We start from the raw sequence: 19,846 nt of genomic DNA on the forward strand, positions 1-19,846 counted from the left end.
GAATCGTGACTTCTACAACCGCACACAGCAGGTCCTTCAGGACACATCCCGGCGTGGCCGCCGTCGCGCTCGCCGCCGCCGCGGCCCTGCTCGCGGGATGCTCCTCCTCCGACGACACGTCCGACCCGCTCGCTGGGGAGAAGGCGGACGGCGGCACCGTCGTCGTCGGCTCCAACAACTTCGCCGAGAGCATCCTGCTCGCCGACATCTACGGCGAGGCCCTGAAGGCCAAGGGTGTCAAGGTCACCTACAAGCCCAACATCGGCAGCCGCGAGACCACGTACGGCCTGCTGAAGAACGGCTCCATCACGGTCCTGCCGGAGTACAACGGCTCGCTGCTCGCCTATCTGGACCCGAAGGCGGAGCAGAAGACGGCCGAGTCGGTGAACGCGGCCGCGAAGGCCAAGCTCGACGCGAAGCTGACGCTGCTGGACTCGGCGCCCGCCGAGGACAAGGACTCCGTCAGCATCAACGCGGAGACCGCGAAGAAGTACAGCCTGACCGCCCAGTCCACCCTCGCGGACCTCAAGGACATCGCTCCCGAGCTGGTCATCGGCGGTTCGCCGGAGTTCCAGACCCGGCAGCAGGGCCTGTTGGGCCTGAAGTCCCAGTACGGCCTGGAGTTCAAGTCGTTCAAGGCGCTCGACGCGGGCGGCCCGCTGACCCAGGCGGCCCTGACGAAGAACACCGTGCAGGCCGCGGACATCTTCACCACGGACCCGACCATCACCAAGGAGAAGTTCGTCGTCCTCCAGGACCCGAAGAACCTCTTCGGCTTCGCGAACGTGACCCCGCTGGTCTACAAGTCGGGCCTCTCCCAGGAGGGCGTGGCCGCCCTCAACGAGGTCTCGGCCAAGCTGGACACCAAGGCGCTGCTGGAGATGGACTCCCAGGTGCAGCTGGAGAACAAGGACCCGCTCGACGTCGCGAAGGCCTGGCTGAAGACGGTCGGCCTGGACTGACGCCACCCACCGCCGCCCGGACGTCCCGCCGAGGCCGACGCGGGTGCCCTTCCGACACGGAGGGCACCCGCGCCGGCCCAGGCCACCAGGACCGGTTCGGTCAACGCCCAGCGGACGCGCTCTGCGGGGCGAGCCTGATGTGGCGGATGACCTTTCGGTGGTGTGTGTAGGCGATGTGGAGGGCGCCGTCCGGTGTCTGCGCTACCGAGGGATACGACAGTTCGCGGTTGAGGCCGTCGCGGGAGTTGTTGGTGAGGCAGTAGCCGTCGCCGGTCACGAGGTCGGCGCGCAGCGGCCAGGTCAGGCCGCCGTCGGACGAGAGGGCGAGGCTGAGCGGGGCACGCGGGGCACCCCAGAACGCGGTCGAGGGGGTCTGCCGTACCGCCGTCGTCACCGAGCCGCCCGGGGCCTTGCCGTCGGTGAGGCCGCCCGTGTCGTCGATCTCGTCGTAGAGGGAGACGCGGCGGGCCGTGGCGTCGGCGGCGCTGCTGTGGTTGTAGACGAGCGCCAGGCGGCCGTCGGCCAACGGGACGTACTGGATCGAGGAGTTGTTGTTCGGCAGCTCCAGCGGCTGCGGCTCGCTCCAGGTGTCGCCGTCGTCCAGCGACACGGACCGGTGCACGGCGTCGGCGCGCCGGCTGCGGTAGAGGGCGAGCAGGGAGCCGTCCGGCAGCCGGTGGACGTTCATGTGGACCAGGCCCGTGGAGCCGGGCACGGGCTGCTCGGACCAGGTGCCACCGCCGTCGTCGCTGATCATGACGGCGCTGGTGTCGAGGTCGCCCGACCACTTCTCGCCGGGAGCGGTCCGGCAGCGGAAGACGGGCAGCAGCAGACGGCCGGTGGGCAGGACGACAGGAGGCTGGCGGACGAAGACGCCGCCGACGCCCGGGGTCGCGGGGAACAGGGTGCGGGTCGCCTCCCAGGTCGTGCCGTGGTCGTGGCTGACGCGCAGCCGTACCTCGGCGGTGTCCTGGTCTCCGCCTCGCTGGGCGGTGTGCAGCAGCCAGAGGGCTCCCGAGGGCATGGGGAAGAGCACGGGGTTCTGCTCGGAGCGTGCCGGGTCGTCCGAGAGGCGGACGGGCTCCGTCCACGTCGTGGTGCCCGGCGCGAGCCTGGAGAACCACACGCTGATGTCCGCCATGCCCTCCTGCGTGCCGCCGAACCAGACGCAGCCGAGGTCCCCGCCGGGCAGCACGGTGAGGTTGGCGGCGTGGCTCTGCACGGTCGGTGCGGGCAGCGTGGTGTCGGTGCGGTCGAAGCCGTCGAGGAGTCGGTTCGTCACAGTGCCTCTCCAGGGGTCCGGGCAGCGGCCAGGTGCTGGCGGGCGGTCTGTTCCAGGTGCACCAGGTCGCAGGCGACGGTCGCGAAGGTGAAGCCCTCGGCGAGGCGCTTGGCGGCGCTCGCCCCGTCCGGGTTGTGGATGCCCGCGGCGATTCCGGCGGCCGCCGCCGCCTCGCGTACGGTGCCGAGCGCGGCCTCGAAGGCGTCGGCCAGGGCCGGGTCCGTGGACGAGGCGCCGCCGAGGGCGATGCGCAGGTCGGAGGGGCCCACGTAGACGCCGTCGAGGCCCGGCGTCGCGCAGATCGCCTCGACGTCGGCGAGTCCTTCGGCCGTCTCGATCATGGCGAGGACGACCGTGCTGTCGTGCGTGTCGGCCGGGTCGGGACCGATCCTCAGCGCCGAGCGCATCGGGCCGTAGGAGCGCCGGCCGAGGGGCGGGTAGCGGACCGCGGCCACGGCCTCGGCGGCCTGCGCGGCCGTGTCGACCAGCGGCACGATCACTCCGGTCGCGCCCGCGTCGAGGGCGCGGCCGATCGGAGCGGGGTCGTTCGCCTCCACCCGGACCAGGCCGACGGCCGTGGAGCCCCGGCTGTCGATCGCGAGGAGGTTGTTGAGCATGCCGGAGTAGCCGAACAGGCCGTGCTGGGCGTCCAGGGCGACGTAGTCGTAACCGAGGCGGGCGATGCGTTCGGTGGCGACGGGCGCGTCCATCAGGCACCAGTAGCCGAGCAGTTGCTCGCGGGCGCGCAGGGCGGCGGTGAACTCCGCGGGGGTGGTCATGGGCAGGTGTTCCTTCGCAGGGGCCGGGGAGGGGGGGGCGTCGAAGTCGCGTGCGGGGCTCAGCGGTTGTAGGTCGCGTACGGGCTCAGCGGTTGTAGGCGGGCATGGGGCCGCGCAGCCCGGCGCCCACCTCGTCGCAGGCTGCGGTCACGTCGGGGGGCAGCGGTCCGGCCTGCGCGGCGGCGAGGTTGGCGCGCAGGTGGTCGGTCCTGGAACCGCCGAGCAGCAGGGCGTCGGTCGAGTCCCGGTCGAGGAGCCAGCGCAGGGCCAGTTCGGCGAGCGGGACGCCGAAGTCCTCGGCGATACGGGTCAGTTCGGCGACCGCGTCGAACAGGCGCGGGTCCCAGTAGCGCTGCCGGTACATGTCCGCGAGCCGGGAGTCGGCGAACCGCCCGGCCTCGGGGGCCTTCTCGTAGCTGTGCCGTCCGGTGAGGAGGCCGCCGCCGAGCGGGTTGTAGACCATGGTGCGCAGACCGGTGACGGCTGCGTACGCCGCATACTCGACGTATTCCTCCTCGATCCGGCGGGCGAGCAGGTTGTGCAGCTGCTGGGCGACGACCGGGCGCGGGGCGCCCACCTCGTCGGCGACGCGCACCAGTTCGGCGATCTGCCAGGCGGCGTAGTTGGAGACGCCGAGCGCGAGGACCTTCCCCTCGGCGACGAACTCGGCGACCGTGGCGAGGGTCTCGGCGAGGGGTGTGGCCCGGTCGGGCTGGTGCAGGTAGAAGAGGTCGACGCGGTCGGTGCCGAGTCGCTTGAGGCTGCCTTCCAGGGCGGCCCGCAGGCCGGGGGCGGACAGCGGGGCGTGCCCTGCCTGGTCGGGGTGCGGCATGCCGGCCTTGGTGGCGAGCACGATCCGGTCGCGGTGGGCGGGGAGCAGCTCGGCGAGGATGCGTTCGCTCTCGCCGCCCGCGTAGCCGTTCGCGGTGTCCACGCCGGTGATGCCGGCCTCCAGCGCCGTGGCGAGCATGTCCGCGGCGCCGGCCCGGTCGACGGTGTCGCCGAACGTCATGGTGCCGAGGACGAACCGGGACAGGGGCACGGGTACGTTCGGCAGGTCGATGCCGGTGGTCACTTGCCGGTTCCTTCCGGTGAGGTGGTAACGGGGGCGTGCCCCTCGGCGGGCTGCGGTGCGGCTGTGGTCGAGGCCGCCCGGGTGCGGGGCTTGACTCCCCGTATCGCCGTGGGGTCGAGGGCGGCGCGGCGCAGCGCGCGGGTGTAGGGCTCGGCGGGGGCGGCGAGGACGTCGGCGGTACGGCCGCGCTCGACGACCCGTCCCGCCTTCAGGACGACGACGTCGGTGCTGATCTCGCGCACCACGCCGAGGTGGTGGGCGATGACGATGTACGTGATGCCGGTCTCCTCGCGCAGTTCGCGCAGCAGATCGAGGACCTGGGCCTGCACGGACACGTCGAGGGCCGAGGTGGCCTCGTCGCACACCAGCAGGTCGGGTTCCGAGGCCAGGGCGCGGGCGATGCCGATGCGCTGGCGCTGTCCGCCGGAGAACTCGTCGGGCCGTCGTTCGAGTGCCGTGGCCGGCAGTCCTACGCGGTCGAGCAGTCCGGTGGCGCGGCGGCGCCGTTCGGTCTTGTCCGTCATGCCCGCGACGCGCAGCGGTTCGGCCACGATCTCCAGGGCGGTCAGGTGCGGGGCGAGGGATCCGTAGGGATCCTGGAAGACCATCTGGACGCGGCGCCTGAGCGGCCTCAGGCGCCGCTCGGGCAGCGTGGCGAGGTCGGTGCCGTCCAGCACGATCCGCCCGGAGGCGGGCTTGAGCAGCCGTACGATCGCGCAGGCGATGGTCGACTTGCCGCTGCCCGACTCGCCGACGACGGCGAGTGAGCCGCCGCGGGGCACGCTGAAGCTGACGTGGTCGACGGCGCGCACAGGGCCGGCCGGCGTGGGGTAGTCGACGACGAGGTCCTCGACGGCGAGAAAGCTCGGCACCTCGGCCGCGTCCGGTGTCACTGCTGCTGGGCTCATCGGGTTGCTCCTCGTGCGCTGTGCTCGTCGAGCCCGTCCTCGTCCCAGGGCCCGAGGCTAGGGACGGCCGCGAGCAGTTTCCCGGTGTACGGGTGTGCGGGCCGCTCGACGATCTGCTGGGCGGGCCCCGACTCGACGAACCGGCCCTCCTTCATGACGTGGATGCGGTCGGACACCAGCCGGGCGACGCCGAGGTCGTGCGTGATCATCAACATGCCCACGCCGGTGCGCTCCTGAAGCTCCATCAGCAGGTCGAGGACGCTCGCCTGGACGGTGGCGTCCAGGGCGGAGGTGGGTTCGTCGGCGACCAGCAGCTTCGGTTCGGCGGCCAACGCGACGGCGATGAGGATGCGCTGGAGCATGCCGCCGGAGAACTGGTGCGGGTACGCCTTCCAGCGCGTTTCGGGCCTGCTGATCCGCACCTGGTCCAGCAGGTGGGTGCCGCGCTCGCGGGCCTCCGCCCGGGACAGGCCGGGGTTACGCAGCCGGAGGGCTTCGCCGAGTTGCCGTCCGACGGTGTGGACGGGGCTGAGCGCGGTCATCGGATCCTGGGGGATGAGGGACACGGTACGGCCGCGCGCCCGCCGGGCCGCCCCGGGGTCGGTGACGACGTCCTCGCCGCCGATGCGGGCGGAGCCGGACAGCACGGCGAGTCCTTCGGGCAACAGCCGCAGCACGCCCATCGCCGTGGTGGACTTGCCGGAGCCGGACTCCCCGATGAGCGTGACGGTCTCGCCGCGTCCGACGGTGAAACTCACGCCGTCGACGGCGCGGACCACGCCACGATGGGTGACCAGTTCGATCTGCAGGTCCTCGACCTCCAGCAGGGAGCCGGAGGCCGGCAGCGGGGCGCCGGAGGCCGGCGCGGTGTCGCTGGTCATGGCTCAGGCTCCCTTCGCGGGCTTGGTCGTCTTGGTGGTACGGATGCGGTCCCGCAGGCCGTCGCCCATGAGGTTGACGCCGACCACGAGGAGGGCGATGACCAGGCCGGGGAGCGTGACCAGCCACCAGGAGGTCGTGATGTAGTCCTGGCCGTCGGAGATGATGCGGCCCCAGGTGGCGAACGGCCGCTGGGGTCCGGCGCCCAGGAAGCTGAGGGCGCTCTCCAGGAGCACGGCCTGGGCGAGCAGCAGCAGGACCACCAGGCTCGCGGGGCGCAGGACGTTGGGGATGACGTGCCGTCCCAGGACCGACCAGCTGCGCATACCGAGCAGACGGGCGGCCGCCACATAGGGTTTCTCGCGTTCGACCAGGACCAGGGAGCGGGTCAGCCGGGCCACTTCCGGCCACTGGGCGATCGCGATCACGCAGGTGATGACGGTGACCGACGGGCCGAAGAGGGCGACGACGAGCAGCAGCATCATCAGCAGGGGCAGCGCCATCTGGGCTTCGAGGAGCCGGCTGACGACGGTGTCGATCCAGCCCCCGAAGTAGCCGGCCGCCGAGCCCGCGGCGATCCCGATGAGCCCGGAGACGACGACGGCGAGGATGCCCACGGTCAGCGACACCTGGCCGCCGTGCAGGATGCGGGAGAGCAGATCGCGTCCGAGCTGGTCGGTGCCGAACAGGTGCCCGTCGGTGAGCGGCGGCACCCGGCGCCCCGCGAGGTTCTGGGCGTCCGGGTCCGGCAGCGGCAGCAGGCTCGCGAGGGCCACCGGCAGGGCGACCAGCGCGGTGCACAGGGCGCCCGCCCACAGCTTGAAGCGGGCGCTGCGCCGCTGCCTGGTGGCGGTGGCGCGGGCCAGGTGCCGGGCGGTGACGGCGCTGGACCGGGCGCTACTGGCGGACGGTGTGAGCGTGGCGGACATGGTCAGGCCGCCTTTCCGAGTCGGACCCGCGGGTCTAGGAGCGGGTAGGCGAGGTCGACGAGGAGCTGGACGAGGATGGCGAGGGTCGCCGTGACCAGGACGGTTGCCTGGATGAGCGGGTAGTCGCGGGTCTCCAGGGCGCGGACGACGAGGGAACCGACGCCGGGCCAGCCGAAGACGACCTCGACCAGCACGACGCCGTTGAGCAGTGCCGCGAAGCGGGTGCCGACGGCGGTGACCAGCGGGACGGACGAGTTGGCGAGGGCGTACCGCCAGGTGAGGGCCCGTTCGGAGACACCGCGCGAGCGGGCCACGGTGATGTACGGCGAGGCGAGTGCCGTGGTCATCTCGCGGCGTACGAGCCGTGAGACGAGGGCGAGTTGGAGGATCGCGATGGTGACGGTCGGCAGGACGAGGCCGCTCCAGGAGGTGAAGCCGGAGGCGGGCAGCACCGGCAGCAGCACGGCGAAGACGGTCAGCAGCATCACGCCGGTCCAGAAGTCCGGCATGGACTGTCCGGTGATGGTCAGGACGTTGGCGCCGAGTTCGCGCGAGGTGTCGGCATGGCGGGCCATCCACACCCCCAGCGGGACCGCGACGGCCACGGTGACGGCGATCGCCGCGAGGGAGAGCGTGATCGTGTACGGCATGCGGTCCAGGACCACGCTGAGGGCGGAGTCGTGGAAGGAGTAGCTGGTGCCGAGGTCGCCGTTCAGCAGGTCGCGCAGGAAGATCCCGTACTGGGTGACCAGGGGCTTGTCGAGGCCGAACTGGGCGCGGATCCGCTCCAGGTCGGCGGTGGTGGCGCTCGGCGGGGCGTATGCGGCGGCGGGGTCTCCGGGGGCGAGCCGGACCAGCACGAAGACCGTGGAGATGGTCAGGAAGACGGTCAGCAGGCTCTGGCCGAGACGGCGGGCGAGGTATTTGGTCACGGCTCAGCCCTCCAGCCGTACGGCGGTCAGGTCGTAGGAGTTGATCGGCAGCAGCCGGACGCCGTCGACGCGGGCGCGGCGGGCGAGCACGGTCTTCGGCACGAAGGCCCACATGGCCGGCCAGGTGTCCCAGACGGCGTGCTGGGCGGCGGCCAGCTTGCGGTCACGGGTGGCCGGGTCGGTCTCGGTGGCAGCGTCGGACAGCTGTCGGGCGATGGCGGGGATGACGTAGCCCATGAACGCGTCACCGGTGCGCTCGTCCTCGGCCGTGCCCGCGTACATTGCCTGCAGCATGGTGGTGGCCTGGCCGGTGGTGCCGGGGAAGCCGTTGCCGATGACGTCCCAGTCGCCTCCCTTGCCCTGGCGCCACTTGAGGATGTCGCCGCCGGGCTCGAACTGCTGCAGGGCGGCGCGCACACCGACGTCCTTCAGCATCTCCGCGACGGCCTCCATCACGGAGGCGTCCGCGGCGAACTCGCCCGACTCCCAGATGATTTTGATCCGCAGCCCGTCGGCGCCCAGGGACCTGAGCAACTGCCGCGCGCGTGACGGGTCGTAGGTGTAGCTGCCGGTGCGTTCGGCGCCCTGGAGACTGAGCGGGACGACTCCCCGGGCCTGCTCGGCCGAGTCGGTGAGCACGTCCCGGACGAGGGACTCGCCGTCGATGGCGTACGTCAGCGCCCGGCGCACCCGGGCGTCGGCCAGCGGATGCCCGCGCGGCTTGCGGAAGTTGTAGAAGAGCTGGCAGATCCGCACCCCGGCCGTCTGCTCCAGGTGCACGCCGGGCAGCCCGGTGAGCTGTTCGGCGGAGTCGGGGGTGATGGTGTCGATGACGTCCAGTTCGCCGCTGCGCAGGGCGACGACCCGGCTCGACTCCTCCGGTACGAAGCGGACCCGGACCTGTTCGACGGGCGGCCGCCCGCCCCAGTAGTCCGGAACGCGGGCCAGGGTGTACTCGCCCGCGCCGCTGTTGGCGCCGGCCACCTGGTAGGGGCCGGTGCCGACGCCGGAGCGGAGTTCCTCGGGCCGGTTGTCCTTCGCCGGGGTGATGAGGATGTTGGCCATCAGCCGGTCCAGGATGGGCACCGGTTCGCGGGTGTGGAGCAGGAAGGTGCGTTCGCCCGTCGCCTCGACCTCGGGGAGTTCGGGGAACAGGCCGAGGATGAACGAGCCGGCGACCTCTCCGTACAGCCGCACCGCGGTGGCCACGTCGTCGACGGTCACGGGCCGGCCGTCGGAGTAGCGGATCCCGTCGCGCAGGCGGACGCTCCAGGTGGTCGGCGCGGTCATCTCGAACCGGTCGGCGAGGACCCGGGTGAGTCGCATGTCCGGACCGATGGCCGTGAGGGCCTGACGCACGGCCCGCTGCACGGTCACCGCGGCGTCGAACTGGTTGAGCTTGTTGTCCAGGCTGACCAGCGAGCGGTTCAGCCCGAGCGTGAGGGTGCCGGGGCCGGGGGCGCCGGTGGGTCCGGCACAGGCGGCCAGCGGGGAGAGAGCGAGACCGGCGCCGCCCGCGGCGCCCCAGCGCAGCAGGGTGCGACGGCTGGGCGTCTCACTCGGAGGAGTTCGGGTCATCGTCGACCTCTCGGGGTTTCTTCGTGCGGCGACCGGCTCGGGACGGCCGCCGGTCCCGCAGGACGCCGTCGGTTGCCGTCGGTTTCTGTCGCGCCGGAAACCGTTCCACGGTTGCGCGGATCACGCAAGAGGTCTCGCGCGCATCGCGCAGGATGTGCCATCATCGAGCGCCGAGGCCGCCCCGCGTGTCTCACTTCGACCATCGGCCCAGGAGGATGATGTGCCCTTCCCCTCCCCTGCCCCTGCCCCCGCCCCCGCCTTCAGCCGAGACGAGCGGGTGGCGCGACGCGTCCTCGCCCTCGCCGACGACCTGTCCGGGGCGGCGGAGACCGCGGTGGCGCTCGGCGGGCCGGGCCGGATCGTGCTCGGTCCGGCGTCCTTGGATCCGCACGCGTACGGCGAGGCCGTCGTCGTCGACCTCGACTGCCGGTCCCTGCCCGCGGCCGACGCGGCCCGGCGCGTACGCGAGGCACTGCGAGCCGTGCCCTCGGACGTTCTGGTGCTGAAGAAGGCCGACTCGCTGCTGCGGGGCAACCTCGCCGCCGAGACGGCCGCCTGTGCCGAAGTCACGGCGGGCGTCGTCGTCGCCACCGCACTGCCCGCCCTCGGCCGCACGGTCCGCGGCGGTGTCGTCCATCTCGACGGCGTCCCCCTGCACACCACGGACGCCTGGCGGGCGGAGAGCACCGCGCCCCCGCCGTCGATCTCCGCCGCGCTCGGGGACGCCCGTACGACGCTCGTCCCGCTGGAGGCGGTACGGGGCGACGCGCTGGCCGCCATGCTGCGCGCGGCGATCAGCGCCGGACACCTTCCGGTGTGCGACGCCGAGACGGACTCGGACCTGGACCTGATCGCCGAGGCGGCGCTCGCCTGCGGGCCCGGCGTCCGCCTGACCGGCACGAGCGGCCTCGCCGCGGCGGTCGGCCGCCTGCTGAGGCGCACCGACGGGACGTCGGCCGCGACCAAGGAGGGACAAGCGGCTCCGGCGCCGGCCGGGGGACGCCGGCATCGGCCTCTCCTGGTCGTCGTCGGAACCGCCGATCCCTCCGTGCCTGCGCAGATCGCGCAACTTACGGAGCGCGGCGCGCGCCATGTATCCGTGAACGCGGACGTCCTGGACTCCGGCGTCATGGAGGGCATGTCGGACGATGTCACCGTCCTCAGCATCGACAGCGGCCCGGGCATCCGGCCCGGTTCAGCCCGCCGTCTGGTGTCCGCACTCGCTCGCCTCGCCGCCGACCGCGCGGGGGACGCCGACCTCGTCCTGACGGGTGGCGAGACCGCTCGCCGCGTCCTCGACGCGCTCGGCGTCGCGCACCTGGCGCCGCTCGGCCAGATCCACCACGGCGCCGTCCACGCACTCACGCCCGACGGACGCCATGTCGTCACCCGGCCCGGCAGCTTCGGCGACACCGATTCCCTGCTGCGGATCGCCACGGCGCTCCGGCCGGACCTCCCCCACCTCCCACCGCAAGGAGACCTCCCGGTGAACGCGATCCCGACCGCTGACCACCACCGTTCGCTGCCGCTCATCGCGGTGACCATGGGAGACGGCGCGGGCATCGGCCCCGAGGTGATCGTCCCGGCGCTGCTGCACCCGGACACCCTCGCCCGCTGCCGTCCCGTCGTCATCGGTGATGCCGAACGGCTGCGGCAGGCCGCCGCGATCCTGGGCGTCGACTGCGACATCGTCTCCGTGACCGCCCCGGCGGAGGCCGAGTTCCCACCTGGCCGCGTCAACGTCGTGGACCTGGACCTGCTCCCCGCCGACCTGCCCTGGGGCGAACTGTCCGCCCTCGCCGGCGAGGCCGCCTACCAGTACGTACGGGTGGCCGCGGACCTCGCGTTGAAGGGCGCCGTGCACGGCATCTGCACAGCGCCGCTCAACAAGGAGGCCCTGCACTCGGCCGGGCATCTCTACCCGGGCCACACCGAGTTGCTGGCCCACCTCACCGGCGTGGACGAGGTGTCGATGATGCTGTCGACACCCCGGGTGAAGGTCATTCACGTCACCACCCACATCGGCCTGATCGACGCCGTACGGCGCATCGAGCCGGGCCTGGTCGAGCGCACGGTGCGCCGCGGTCACGACGCGATGGTGCGGGCCGGCGTCGCGAAGCCGGTGATCGGCGTCTGCGGCATCAACCCGCACGCGGGTGAGAACGGACTGTTCGGCTACGGCGAGGAGGAGGAGAAGATCGTCCCCGCCCTCGACGTGCTGCGCGCGGACGGCATCGACGCCCGCGGCCCCCTCCCGGCCGACACGGCCTTCTTCCTCGCCGGGCGCGGCGACTACGACCTGATCGTCGCGATGTACCACGACCAGGGGCACGGCCCGGTGAAGGTGCTGGGCATCGAGGCGGGCGTCAACCTGACCGTGGGACTGCCCGTCATCCGCACCTCGGTGGACCACGGAACGGCCTTCGACATCGCGGGCAAGGGCGTGGCCGAGGCCGGTAGCATGGTCGAGGCCGTGCGCCAGGCAGCCGAGATGTCGTCCGCAGCGGTCCGCTGAGACCGCCGCCAGCAGTCCGCAGTCCGCCGCCCGCAGTCCGCAGTCCGCGCAGAGAAGGACTCCACGACAAATGCCTCCCCTCGGATCCAAGGCCCGGCGCGAACGGATCCTGTACGTGGCCACGACGACCGGCCTCACCAGCGTGGAGGAGTTGTCGCGACGCTTCGGTGTCACGCCCTCCACGATCCGCCGCGACCTCGCCAAGCTGACCGCCGACGGCCGGCTGGCCCGCACCTACGGCGGCGCCATGGCGCTGACCGCCCATCCCGAGGCGTCGCTCCGGCAGCGTACGGGCGAGGCGTTCGAGGAGAAGCGCGCCATCGCACGCCGTGCCGCCGCCGAGGTGCGCGCCGGTGAGACGGTGCTGCTGGACGCCGGATCGACTGTGGGCGCCCTCGCCCACGAACTGCGCTCGGCGAAGGAACTGACGGTCGCGACCACGGGGCTGACGGCTCTTCAGGAACTCTCCGATGTCGAGACGGTGCACGTCGAGTGTCTCGGCGGCACTCTGCGGCCGCTGAGCCAGGGCTTCGTCGGTCCGCTGACCGAGGCCGCACTGGAACGGATGACCTTCGACCGGGTCTTCCTCGGCACCGACGGCATCTCGCCCGAGCACGGCATCTGCGAGGCCGACCTGCGCCAGACGCGGCTGAAGGAACTGATGGCCCGCCGCGCCGACCATGTGTACGTCCTCGCGCACGCGGCGAAGCTCGGCCGCCGCCCCTTCCACGCCTGGGCGAAGCTCCCGGCCGACTGGACCCTCGTCACCGACGACGGCGCCGACCCGTCGATCGTGGCCGAGTTGCGCGGGCGGGGCGTCGAGGTCGTACTGACCGAGGTGGCGCCGTCCACCGAGCAGGAGCACCGGACGTCGCCCTCATGACCTCGACGAACAGCGTCGAGCACGCCGGCAGGCGGGCCGGGCGGGTGTGCCATGACTGAGACACGGCACGCCCTGGTCACCGGAGTCAGCTCGGGAATCGGCGAGGCGATCAGTGGCCGCCTACTGCGGGAGGGATGGCAGGTCACCGGGATCAGCCGCCGCCGTCCGGTACCCGCGCCGGGGCTGACCTGGCTCCCGGCGGATCTGGCCGAGCCCACCGCGCTGGTCCGGGTCCTCGACGGCGTACCCGCCCCGGACGCCATCGTGCACGCCGCCGGGCTCCAGCGCTCGGCACCGCTGGGCGAACTGTCCGCCGACGACGGCGAGTTGATGTGGCGGGTACACGTCCACGCCGCCACGATTCTCGTCGACACACTCGCCGACCGGCTGCCCGACGGGGCCCGCGTGGTCCTCGTCGGCAGCCGCACCGCCACCGGCGTACCCGGCAAGAGCCAGTACGCCGCGACCAAGGCCGCCCTGCCCGCGCTCGCCCGCTCCTGGGCGGCGGAACTGGCCGTCCGTGGCATCACCGTCAACGTGATCGCCCCCGGCCCGACCGACACGCCGATGCTGTCCGACCCCGGCCGCGCCCGCACGCCCCCGGCGCACCCGCCCCTGGGCCGGTTCGTCTCCCCCGACGAGGTCGCCGGCCTGACCGCGTTCCTCCTCGGCCCGGACGGCGGAGCGATCACCGGGCAGCAACTCGTCCAGTGCGCCGGCGCCTCACTCTGACATCTGCGTGCCGCCAAGTTGCTGCTGGGCGACCGGAACGTCGCCGCCGACCTGCTGAACCGCCTGGCTGCCACCGGCAGTCGACTCGCCAAGCCCGGCGGCCCCCTTGGAGGCAGCTGTCAGGGAGCACAACGCCACCCCGGCCCAACTCGCTCCGGCCTGGCTGCTGCGCCGTAGCCGGACCTGCTGTCCGGAAAGCCGGCTCATGCGCACTCGCCTCGTGAGACGACACGACGTTCGGGTGCCGCCCGAGTCCCGGCGCGCCCCGGCACTCGGCCACGGTCGGCGGGGGCGCACCTGGATCTGGAGACACGCGGGTTCCCGGCCATCCATGGTCGCCGCCACCCTCGCCCAGCAGGGAGGACTCAGTCAGGTCCCGGGCGTCCGGGCGGACAGGCCGCGCATCATCTTCAGCGCCTCCATGCTTGCCGGGCCGCTTCCGTGGTACGCCCAGGAGAACCTCGCGATCTTCGCCTGGACCGGCATCGGCGCCACCGCGGGCGACGCCGTCCGCAGCCGCCGCGCCTTCGTCCACGCCATAAGGGAGCGCGCCGAACGGGCCGAGCGCACCCGCGAGGAGGAGGCCCGCCGCCGGGTCGCGGAGGAACGGCTGCGCATTGCCCGCGACCTGCACGACGTGGTCGCCCACCACATCGCCCTGGTCAACGTCCAGGCCGGAGTCGCCGCGGATCGTGTGGTCCGAACCCTCGGGGGCTGCCTGTCCGCGCCGGGCGGGGACCTCAGGCGAGCGAGGTCCACACGCTCTTGACCTCCGTGTACGCGTCGATGGCTCCGCTGCCCATCTCCCGGCCCCAGCCGCAGGCCTTGAACCCGCCCCAGGGGGCGGAGGCGTCCACGGGGTTGGGCATGTTGATGAACACCGTGCCCGCCCGGATGGAGCCCGCCACGCGGTGCGCCGCGCCCACGTCGCGGGTCCATACGGCCGCCGCCAGGCCGTACTCGCTGTCGTTGGCGCGGGCGACGGCCTCGTCCTCGTCGTCGTCGTCGTACGGCAGGACGGACAGTACCGGGCCGAAGATCTCCTCGCGGGCGATGCGCATGTCGTCCCGTACGCCCGTGAACACGGTCGGCTGGTAGAAGAAGCCCGGCAGGTCGTCGACGGGGGCCCCGCCGGCGAGGAGCTGGGCGCCTTCCTGGACCCCGCTGCGCACCAGCGCGTGGACGTGGTCACGGTGTTCGCCGGTGACCAGGGGGCCGAGCTCGGTGTCGGGCGCGCTGCCCGCGCCGAGTCGCATCCCGCTGACGGCCTTGGCACAGCGCTCGGCGAACTCGTCGGCGAGGGAGCGGTGGACGAGGAACCGGGTGTAGGCGGCGCACACCTGGCCGCTGTTGAGGAGCGCGCCCTGGAGACAGCCCGCCACGGCCGCGTCCAGGTCGGCGCCGGGCAGTACGAGGCTGGGTGCCTTCCCGCCGAGTTCGAGCGTGACACGCTTGAGATTCCCCGCGGAAGCCCGGACGATCTCCCTGCCGGTCTCGGTCGAACCGGTGAAGGAGACCTTGTCCACGCCGGGGTGCTCCACGAGAGCCCGGCCGGCCTCGGGACCACCGGTCAGCAGGTTGATGACGCCGGACGGCACACCGGCCGCCCGGCACAACTCGACGAGCCGCACCGTGGTCATCGGGGTCTGTTCCGCGGGTTTTCGGTGTTCCCGCAGGCGAGGGCCGGTGCGATCTTCCAACTCGCGATCATGAGCGGGAAGTTCCACGGAGTGATCAGCGCGCACACTCCCACCGGCTCGCGCTTGGTGTACTGCAGCACGCCGGGGATGGACAGTGGAGCCGTCTCGCCGTAGATCTTGGTGACCCAGCCGGCGTAGTAGCGGAAGTGCTCGGCAGCCGCGGCGACGCTGACCGCCATGGAGACGCCGAGCGGCTGGCCCTGGTCACGCGTCTCCAACGCGGCCAGCTCCTCGCCGTTTTCTTCGATGAGGTCGCCGATGCGCCACAGGATCCGGGCGCGGGCGGCCGGGGTGAGTCCCGCCCACTCCGGGTTCTCCAAGGCGGCGCGGGCGGCCTGTACGGCCGCGTCGGCGTCCGCGGTCCCCGCCAGGGACACCTGGGCGTGGGGCTGCCCCGTCCCCTTGCCATCGACCGACGATCCCCGTATGGTCGTACGAACGTAAGACATACGAACGTAATTCAAACAAGGGAGACCGTGATGGCGGCAACTCGGCCGGTGGCACTCGTGACAGGCGCATCATCGGGGGTCGGCAAGGAGACGGCCCGCGCCTTCGCCGCGGCGGGCTTCGAGGTGATCGGAACCGCTCGCAACACCGCGCGAGTCACCGCGCCCGCCGGGGTCTCCTACCTCGACCTCGACGTGACCAGCGACGAATCGGTCGCCTCCGCGGTCAAGCAGGTGATCGACCGGTTCGGGCGCATCGACGTCCTGGTCAACAACGCCGGCGTCGGCGCCAACGGCGCCGCCGAGGAGTTCTCCGTCGCCCGGACGCAGGACGTCTTCGACGTCAACGTCTACGGCATCATGCGGATGACCAAGGCGGTTCTGCCGCACATGCGCACGCAACGGCGCGGACGCGTCATCAACGTCTCCTCCCTCAGCGGGTTCGTCCCCAGCCCGTTCATGGCCATCTACACCTCGACCAAGCACGCGGTCGAGGGCTACTCCGGGTCGCTGGATCACGAGGTCCGCGAGCACGGCGTGCGGATCCTGCTCGTCGAGCCCGGCCCGATCAACACCCCGTTCGGGGACCACAGCGTCCAGGGCGACACCCCCTTGCCGCTCTACGCCTCGGGACGGCGCACCTTCGACGAGGTGCTGGCGAAGAACACCAGCGGCGGCGACGATCCCGCCACCGTGGCCAAGGTCATCGTCGCGGCGGCCACCGACAAGAACCCGAAACTTCGGCGCACCGCCGGCAGGACGGCCGCAAGCATCAGCGTGTTCCACCGCGTCCTTCCGGCCCGGATCTTCGACCGCATCGTCCGCAGGTTCAACCGGATGCCGAACTGACGCTCACCTTTCGCTGCATGAACCCGTCCGAAAGCGACGGCGCGTCTTCGACGAGGTGATCGCGGGTGCGGTGAAGGACGGCGACGACGCTACACCGCGGGCCCGCAGGCCCGCTGGCCCGCTGACCTCACTCGTCACCACCGTGCGCCGCCTCGTCACCGCCGGAGCGATTCGACAGGCAGATCCGCAAGGACAACCGCCTGTCCGCCTGGCATCCCGGTCCGGCTTCAAGGGCGCCGATTCCACCCCGATTTCGCCGATGTCTCCGATGTCTCTGATTTACCCGACATCGCTGATGTCGCCGAAAGTCCATTGATCGGTCACTCGTTGATTTGCCAAGGAGAGTCATGCAGCAGCAAGTTCAGCAAACGGCCCGGCGCAGTGCATCGAGCGCACGGCGTTTCGTGAAGAGGAACGTCGCAATCGCGGTGGCGGTCACCGCGGCGGCGGCCGTCCTGGTGTCGGCGCCGTCCGCGTCCGCAGGAACGGGACACTCGTACCGGGGCGGATCCATTGTCACCGACGTACGGACCGAGGCGACGTTCGACTACGCCGCCGGCGAGATCCCCGAGAACATCACCGTCAACCCCGACGGCTCGGTGACCCTGTCCCTGCTCGGCAGTTGCGCGGTGTGCGAGCGCACCCACGGTCCGCAGCTGATGCGTATCTCCCCGTCCGGGGAGCGCACCGTGCTGGTCACCGGGCAGGTGGGCGAGGCGATCAGCGGCAACACCCGTGGCAGTGACGGCACCGTCTACTACAGCGTGTGGGCCCCGGGCAACGCGGCCAGGAACGGCGTCTACAAGCTGCTTGCGGACGGTACCCCCGAGCGCATCGCCGCGCTGCCGGCCGACTCGGGCCCCAACGGGCTGGCCATCGATGCGGCCGGCCGCACCCTCTACATCGCCGACAGCCTCAAGGGCACCATCTGGTCCGTTCCGGTCTCGGGCGGATCGGCGACCCCGTGGCTGACCGACGCCGCTCTCGCACCGGTGCCGACCGAAGCCCTGCCGATCGGCGCCAACGGGCTCAGGTTCCACAACGGCGCTCTGTGGGTCAGCAACTTCAACAAGGGAACCCTGCTGCGGGTACCGGTCACCACCACCGGCGCGGCCGGTCCCATCCGCCTCGTCGCGGGCGGCCTGCCCAACATCGACGATCTCAGCTTCCTGACCCCCTGGTCCGATGTGGTGTTCGCGGCGCAGAACGGCTCCTCCTCGCAGAACGGCCCGGACAGGGTCGTGGTGATCTACCCGAACGGCACCTACAAGGCCGTTCTGACCAGCGCGGACGGTCTCGCCTCGCCCTCCGCGACCGCGGTCAGCGGCGACAAGTTGTACATCACCGACGGCGGGGTCCCCGAACCCCACGACCCGAAACTGCAGATCGGGACGATCAACTTCGCTGCTCTCCTCGCAGGCGCGGCACACTGACCCGACCAGCACGGCAGCCGGGGCGCACGCCCCGGCTGTCATGGAGGAACACATGTCCCGGTACACGAAAGAACACAAGCAGGAGACAAGGCAGCGGATCATCGCGACGGCCGGCCGCCGGCTCAAGCGCAACGGCATCGACGGCTCCGGAGTCGCGACGCTCATGAAGGACGCGGGCCTGACCAACGGCACCTTCTACGCCTACTTCGCCTCCAAGGACCAGCTCGTCGCCACCGCGGTCGCCGACCAGATGCGCGCACAGCACGCGAACATCGTCGCGCAGGCGGCACCCGGCCGTGCCGGACTCGAACAGATCATCCGCTGGTACTTCTCCCCCGAGCAGCGCGACACCATCGAGGACGGCTGCCCCAACGCCGCCCTGCTCGACGAGATCGCACGCGCCACGGACCCCACCAGGCAGGCCTACACCGACGGCGCACTGGTCCTCATCGACGACTTCGCCGCCCGCCTGGCCCCCCTCGATCCACCCTCGGCACGTGTGAAGTCACTCAGCCTCCTCGGCATGATGGCCGGGACCCTGCAACTCTCCCGCGCCCTGACCGACCGGCAACTCGCCGACGAACTCCTCGAACAGGGCATCCGCAACGCCCTCGCACTGCTGGACGCCGAGCAGCACAACTGATGGTGCCGCCAACGCCGTGACCTGCACCGACCGGATGCAGCCCACGGCCGTTGGCGCACATCGTCGACGGCAGCGGATCATCACGCGTGGGCGGCTCCGCCACCACCGCCACCCCCGGCCGGCCCAAGTACGACACCGAACAGCGCCTCATCCAGCTCATCGACACCGAGTCCCGCGGCACGCCCTACCCGGCCGACACCACCCGCCGCATCTGGGCGGACCACACCTTCAACGCCTCCTTGCCGGTGATACCGCCACCGCCACAACGCCCGTTTCTGAACCGGTGGGAAGGGCCGCGGCCACCCCCGCGGCGCTGCGGGGTGCCGCGCTCGAGTGGGGCAGGAACCGCCCGTGGACGGCCCTCAGGCCGTCGAGCCACTGCGGGACGCCGACGACTGCCCGCAGCTACGCGGGACCGGCTCGGCGGAGCTCCGTCAGTGCCCGCGCCGCCGCCCCGATCGCCACCGCGTCCCCGCCGAGCAGCGCGGGCAGGACCCGCACCGGGTGACCGCTGACCGGGGGTTCGGCGGTGAGTGTCCGCTCGACGGCCGGCTCGACGAACGCCCACGCCCCGGTGACGCCCCCGCCGATCACGAAGGTGGTGACGTCCAGCAGGCCCGCGGTGACCAGGATCGCCCGCGCCACGGCGGCACCCGCGCCCTCGTACACGGCGAGGGCGTCCGGGTCGCCCCCGACGGCCGCCTCGGCGACCGCGCGGGCGGTGACGTTCCGCCCGGTGCGCTCGCCGTAGCGCGCGGCGATCGAGCGGCCGGACGCCAGGGTCTCCAGGTGCCCCCGGCCGCCGCACGTGCACGGCAGGTCGCCGAAGCCGGGGACGTGCCCGATCTCCCCGGCGGCCCCGTGCGGGCCGTCGTACAGCGCCCCGTCCAGCCACAGCGCCCCGCCCACCCCGGTGCCCAGTGTCATCCCGAGGACGTGCGGTTCGCCCGCGACCGCACCGGCCGCCGCCTCGCCGCGCAGGAACGCGTTGACGTCGTTGTCCAGGAACGCGGGCACACCCAGCGCCTCCTCGACGGCCGCCGTCACCGCGAACCCGGCCCAGTCCCGGAAGGAGTCGCTCGCCACGAGGATCCGCCCGGCCCGCGCGTCCACGACCCCCGCCGCGCCGACCCCGACGCCGAGCAGCCGTCCGGGCGTACGGCCGAGCAGCAGTCGTACGCCGTCCAGCGCGGCCCCGACCATCGCGGCCCCGCCCGCGGCCGCCGGCGTGGGCACCTCCAGGCGGTCGAGGACGTTCAAGTCCTCGCCGCACAGGGCCACCTGGGTCGTGGTGCCGCCGATGTCGACACCCGCGACCATG

19 protein-coding genes and 1 pseudogene are annotated in these 19,846 nt (G+C 72.1%); 8 read left to right on the top strand and 12 right to left on the bottom strand.

Annotated elements, in window-relative coordinates; genetic code table 11:
- The first annotated feature begins 5 nt into the window (after positions 1 to 5).
- Positions 6 to 962, top strand: a complete 957-nt coding sequence (locus QFZ76_RS38325) for an ABC transporter substrate-binding protein (RefSeq protein ID WP_307677966.1) — start codon at positions 6 to 8, stop codon at positions 960 to 962.
- 100 nt (positions 963 to 1,062) lie between these two features.
- Here QFZ76_RS38325 and QFZ76_RS38330 read toward each other — a convergent pair whose 3' ends face one another.
- The 8 genes from QFZ76_RS38330 to QFZ76_RS38365 all read right to left on the bottom strand — a co-directional run bounded on the left by QFZ76_RS38330 (position 1,063) and on the right by QFZ76_RS38365 (position 9,324).
- On the bottom strand, positions 1,063 to 2,244 hold the full coding sequence (locus QFZ76_RS38330; RefSeq protein WP_307677967.1) for an exo-alpha-sialidase: 1,182 nt from the start codon (positions 2,242 to 2,244) through the stop codon (positions 1,063 to 1,065).
- A complete protein-coding gene (locus tag QFZ76_RS38335) occupies positions 2,241 to 3,023 on the bottom strand; it encodes an HpcH/HpaI aldolase/citrate lyase family protein (protein ID WP_307677968.1) in 783 nt (260 codons plus the stop codon). Before QFZ76_RS38335 ends, QFZ76_RS38330 begins: the two co-directional genes overlap by 4 nt.
- 85 nt (positions 3,024 to 3,108) lie before the next feature.
- A complete protein-coding gene (locus tag QFZ76_RS38340; protein ID WP_307677969.1) occupies positions 3,109 to 4,098 on the bottom strand; it encodes an aldo/keto reductase in 990 nt (329 codons plus the stop codon).
- A complete protein-coding gene (locus QFZ76_RS38345; RefSeq protein WP_307677970.1) occupies positions 4,095 to 5,006 on the bottom strand; it encodes an ABC transporter ATP-binding protein in 912 nt (303 codons plus the stop codon). The genes QFZ76_RS38340 and QFZ76_RS38345 overlap by 4 nt, the downstream gene beginning before the upstream one ends.
- Positions 5,003 to 5,887: an ABC transporter ATP-binding protein gene (locus QFZ76_RS38350; protein ID WP_307677971.1), complete on the bottom strand. Its 885-nt coding sequence runs from the start codon at positions 5,885 to 5,887 to the stop codon at positions 5,003 to 5,005. The genes QFZ76_RS38345 and QFZ76_RS38350 overlap by 4 nt, the downstream gene beginning before the upstream one ends.
- Before the next feature lie 3 nt (positions 5,888 to 5,890).
- The gene (locus QFZ76_RS38355; protein ID WP_307677972.1) at positions 5,891 to 6,814 is read right to left on the bottom strand and encodes an ABC transporter permease; all 924 of its coding nucleotides are present in this window, start codon (positions 6,812 to 6,814) and stop codon (positions 5,891 to 5,893) included.
- A 2-nt stretch (positions 6,815 to 6,816) separates the two neighbouring features.
- Positions 6,817 to 7,746: an ABC transporter permease gene (locus tag QFZ76_RS38360; RefSeq protein ID WP_307677973.1), complete on the bottom strand. Its 930-nt coding sequence runs from the start codon at positions 7,744 to 7,746 to the stop codon at positions 6,817 to 6,819.
- A 3-nt stretch (positions 7,747 to 7,749) separates the two neighbouring features.
- Entirely contained in the window at positions 7,750 to 9,324 is a 1,575-nt protein-coding gene (locus tag QFZ76_RS38365; RefSeq protein WP_307677974.1) for an ABC transporter substrate-binding protein, read from the bottom strand.
- A 220-nt stretch (positions 9,325 to 9,544) separates the two neighbouring features.
- Between QFZ76_RS38365 and pdxA the strand changes: the two genes are divergently transcribed.
- From pdxA to QFZ76_RS38380, 3 genes are all read left to right on the top strand, one after another.
- Positions 9,545 to 11,839, top strand: a complete 2,295-nt coding sequence (pdxA, locus tag QFZ76_RS38370; RefSeq protein WP_307677975.1) for a 4-hydroxythreonine-4-phosphate dehydrogenase PdxA — start codon at positions 9,545 to 9,547, stop codon at positions 11,837 to 11,839.
- A 70-nt stretch (positions 11,840 to 11,909) separates the two neighbouring features.
- On the top strand, positions 11,910 to 12,722 hold the full coding sequence (locus QFZ76_RS38375; protein ID WP_307677976.1) for a DeoR/GlpR family DNA-binding transcription regulator: 813 nt from the start codon (positions 11,910 to 11,912) through the stop codon (positions 12,720 to 12,722).
- Between the two features lie 51 nt (positions 12,723 to 12,773).
- Positions 12,774 to 13,454 carry an SDR family NAD(P)-dependent oxidoreductase gene (locus QFZ76_RS38380; RefSeq protein WP_307677977.1) on the top strand — a complete coding sequence of 227 codons (681 nt, stop codon included), beginning with the start codon at positions 12,774 to 12,776 and terminating at the stop codon, positions 13,452 to 13,454.
- Here the strand turns inward: QFZ76_RS38380 and QFZ76_RS38385 are convergent.
- A complete protein-coding gene (locus tag QFZ76_RS38385; protein ID WP_307677978.1) occupies positions 13,446 to 13,661 on the bottom strand; it encodes a hypothetical protein in 216 nt (71 codons plus the stop codon). The genes QFZ76_RS38380 and QFZ76_RS38385 overlap by 9 nt on opposite strands.
- A 208-nt stretch (positions 13,662 to 13,869) precedes the next feature.
- Between QFZ76_RS38385 and QFZ76_RS38390 the strand changes: the two are divergent.
- A pseudogene (locus tag QFZ76_RS38390) lies at positions 13,870 to 14,142 on the top strand (histidine kinase dimerization/phosphoacceptor domain-containing protein); the annotation flags it as partial.
- Positions 14,143 to 14,194: 52 nt separating this feature from the next.
- Here the strand turns inward: QFZ76_RS38390 and QFZ76_RS38395 are convergent.
- Together QFZ76_RS38395 and QFZ76_RS38400 are read right to left on the bottom strand one after the other, a co-directional pair.
- The gene (locus QFZ76_RS38395) at positions 14,195 to 15,094 is read right to left on the bottom strand and encodes an aldehyde dehydrogenase (RefSeq protein WP_307677979.1); all 900 of its coding nucleotides are present in this window, start codon (positions 15,092 to 15,094) and stop codon (positions 14,195 to 14,197) included.
- On the bottom strand, positions 15,091 to 15,603 hold the full coding sequence (locus QFZ76_RS38400; RefSeq protein ID WP_307677980.1) for an aldehyde dehydrogenase: 513 nt from the start codon (positions 15,601 to 15,603) through the stop codon (positions 15,091 to 15,093). Before QFZ76_RS38400 ends, QFZ76_RS38395 begins: the two co-directional genes overlap by 4 nt.
- A 30-nt stretch (positions 15,604 to 15,633) precedes the next feature.
- On the opposite strand from QFZ76_RS38400, the gene QFZ76_RS38405 reads away from it, so the two are divergent.
- The 3 genes from QFZ76_RS38405 (at position 15,634) to QFZ76_RS38415 (ending at position 18,525) form a co-directional block, all read left to right on the top strand.
- Entirely contained in the window at positions 15,634 to 16,449 is an 816-nt protein-coding gene (locus tag QFZ76_RS38405) for an oxidoreductase (protein ID WP_307677981.1), read from the top strand.
- Positions 16,450 to 16,853: 404 nt separating this feature from the next.
- Entirely contained in the window at positions 16,854 to 17,882 is a 1,029-nt protein-coding gene (locus QFZ76_RS38410) for a hypothetical protein (protein WP_307677982.1), read from the top strand.
- A 52-nt stretch (positions 17,883 to 17,934) separates the two neighbouring features.
- Positions 17,935 to 18,525 (top strand): TetR/AcrR family transcriptional regulator, encoded by a 591-nt coding sequence (locus QFZ76_RS38415; RefSeq protein WP_307677983.1) that lies wholly within the window; start codon positions 17,935 to 17,937, stop codon positions 18,523 to 18,525.
- A gap of 405 nt (positions 18,526 to 18,930) precedes the next feature.
- Here QFZ76_RS38415 and QFZ76_RS38420 read toward each other — a convergent pair whose 3' ends face one another.
- Positions 18,931 to 19,845 (bottom strand): ROK family protein, encoded by a 915-nt coding sequence (locus QFZ76_RS38420; RefSeq protein ID WP_307680249.1) that lies wholly within the window; start codon positions 19,843 to 19,845, stop codon positions 18,931 to 18,933.
- Position 19,846 lies beyond the last annotated feature (1 nt).

It is taken from the genome of Streptomyces sp. V4I2 (assembly GCF_030817655.1).
GTDB classification, from domain to species: Bacteria; Actinomycetota; Actinomycetes; order Streptomycetales; family Streptomycetaceae; genus Streptomyces; species Streptomyces plumbiresistens.

Bases quoted from the DNA above. Each gene is read 5' to 3' on its own strand.
- QFZ76_RS38420 (WP_307680249.1), bottom strand. From the start codon at position 19,845: ATGGTCGCGGGTGTCGACATCGGCGGCACCACGACCCAGGTGGCCCTG.
- QFZ76_RS38405 (WP_307677981.1), top strand. From the start codon at position 15,634: ATGGCGGCAACTCGGCCGGTGGCACTCGTGACAGGCGCATCATCGGGG.
- QFZ76_RS38335 (WP_307677968.1), bottom strand. From the start codon at position 3,023: ATGACCACCCCCGCGGAGTTCACCGCCGCCCTGCGCGCCCGCGAGCAA.
- QFZ76_RS38400 (WP_307677980.1), bottom strand. From the start codon at position 15,603: ATGTCTTACGTTCGTACGACCATACGGGGATCGTCGGTCGATGGCAAG.
- QFZ76_RS38365 (WP_307677974.1), bottom strand. From the start codon at position 9,324: ATGACCCGAACTCCTCCGAGTGAGACGCCCAGCCGTCGCACCCTGCTG.
- QFZ76_RS38395 (WP_307677979.1), bottom strand. From the start codon at position 15,094: ATGACCACGGTGCGGCTCGTCGAGTTGTGCCGGGCGGCCGGTGTGCCG.
- QFZ76_RS38415 (WP_307677983.1), top strand. From the start codon at position 17,935: ATGTCCCGGTACACGAAAGAACACAAGCAGGAGACAAGGCAGCGGATC.
- QFZ76_RS38380 (WP_307677977.1), top strand. From the start codon at position 12,774: ATGACTGAGACACGGCACGCCCTGGTCACCGGAGTCAGCTCGGGAATC.
- QFZ76_RS38385 (WP_307677978.1), bottom strand. From the start codon at position 13,661: ATGAGCCGGCTTTCCGGACAGCAGGTCCGGCTACGGCGCAGCAGCCAG.
- QFZ76_RS38355 (WP_307677972.1), bottom strand. From the start codon at position 6,814: ATGTCCGCCACGCTCACACCGTCCGCCAGTAGCGCCCGGTCCAGCGCC.
- QFZ76_RS38345 (WP_307677970.1), bottom strand. From the start codon at position 5,006: ATGAGCCCAGCAGCAGTGACACCGGACGCGGCCGAGGTGCCGAGCTTT.
- QFZ76_RS38350 (WP_307677971.1), bottom strand. From the start codon at position 5,887: ATGACCAGCGACACCGCGCCGGCCTCCGGCGCCCCGCTGCCGGCCTCC.
- QFZ76_RS38375 (WP_307677976.1), top strand. From the start codon at position 11,910: ATGCCTCCCCTCGGATCCAAGGCCCGGCGCGAACGGATCCTGTACGTG.